This window comes from Corynebacterium gottingense (assembly GCF_003693265.1).
In the GTDB taxonomy this organism is placed as follows: domain Bacteria; phylum Actinomycetota; class Actinomycetes; order Mycobacteriales; family Mycobacteriaceae; genus Corynebacterium; species Corynebacterium gottingense.
The window spans coordinates 1-1210 of the sequence record NZ_RDRE01000147.1; the positions used below are offsets into that span (position 1 = coordinate 1).

Here is a 1210-nt window from a genome sequence, read left to right on the forward strand (position 1 = left end):
CGGGCCGCCTCGAAACGGTTTCCGGCACCCGTCTTGGCAATGATGCTGGACACGTGGTTGCGCACCGTGCCGGAGGAAAGGTGCAGCGTGGCGGCGACGTCGGGGGCGCCGAGGCCTCGGAGCAGGAGGCGGGTCACGTCTTGTTCGCGGTCTGTGAGTGGATTGTTCGGCGCGAAGAGGCTTTCGCTAGCGAGATGAGGGTCGATGACTCGGTAGCCGGCGTGGACGCGGCGGATGGCGCACGCCAGTTCCTCAGGCGGGGTGTCCTTGACCACGAAGCCGTCGACGCCCGCGTCCAAGGCCCGCTTCACGTAGCCGGGGCGGCCGAAGGTGGTGACGATGAGCGTGCGACAGGGGTGACTGGCGAGGTCGGCGGCGACGTCGAGGCCGTTGCGGCCGGGGAGTTCGATGTCCAGGAGTGCGACGTCGATAGGCGATTGCTCGAGCAACCCCGCGACTTCGGTGCCGGTGGCGCATTGGGAGACGACCTCGATGTCCGGTTCGGCGCCGAGGAGCGCGACGAGTGCGCCGCGGACGAGCGCCTGGTCTTCGGCGATGAGGACGCGGATCATGGGCGGCCCATCGACAGGGTGACTGTAGTGCGCCCCAGCTCGCGGGTGATGAGGAGCGCGCCTTCGGTGAGGCGGGACTGCAGACCGGCCAGACCGCCGGCGTGGTCGGCGGTGGTGGAAGTGAAGCCGGCGCCGTCGTCGGCAACCGTGAGGGTATCGGGGGTCAGCGTGACCCAGCAGTTTCGGGCTCCAGAGTGGCGGATCACGTTCGTGGTCAGCTCACGCAGCGCCCAGGAGAAGAGGGCGTCGTGGTTCGTGGGCGCGCACTCGGGCAGGTGGGCGGCGATCCCGCTGGTGGACAGCGCCCGGCGCGCAGCCTCCAGCTCGCCGGCGAGGGTGGGCGTGCGCATGCGGGTGACGGTAGCGCGGACCTCAGCGAGGGATTGGCGGGACAGCTGCGCAATCTCCGCGAGTTCGTGTTTTGCCTGTTCGGGATCATTATCGACGGCCCGGCGAGCCACCTCCGATTTCAGGTTGATCACGGTGAGTGTGTGACCGAGGAGATCGTGGACGTCGGTGGCGATGTCCTCGCGCTGGCGAGCCAGGTCCAGGTCACGCTCGAGCTCGGTGGTGGCTTCCTTGCGGCGCGTGAGCACGCCGAGGACCAGCACCAGGAGTGGTAGTCCGAATGCGATGAT

General features: G+C 68.4%; 2 protein-coding genes. Both read right to left on the reverse strand.

Annotation, left to right across the window (positions count from 1 at the left end; genetic code table 11):
- Positions 1-572, reverse strand: a 572-nt coding sequence (locus EAW56_RS12340) for a response regulator transcription factor (protein WP_147453336.1), incomplete at its 3' end; no start/stop codon positions are given.
- A partial coding sequence (locus tag EAW56_RS12345; RefSeq protein ID WP_244213441.1) for a sensor histidine kinase occupies positions 569-1210 on the reverse strand: 642 nt, incomplete at its 5' end. The genes EAW56_RS12345 and EAW56_RS12340, both read right to left, overlap by 4 nt.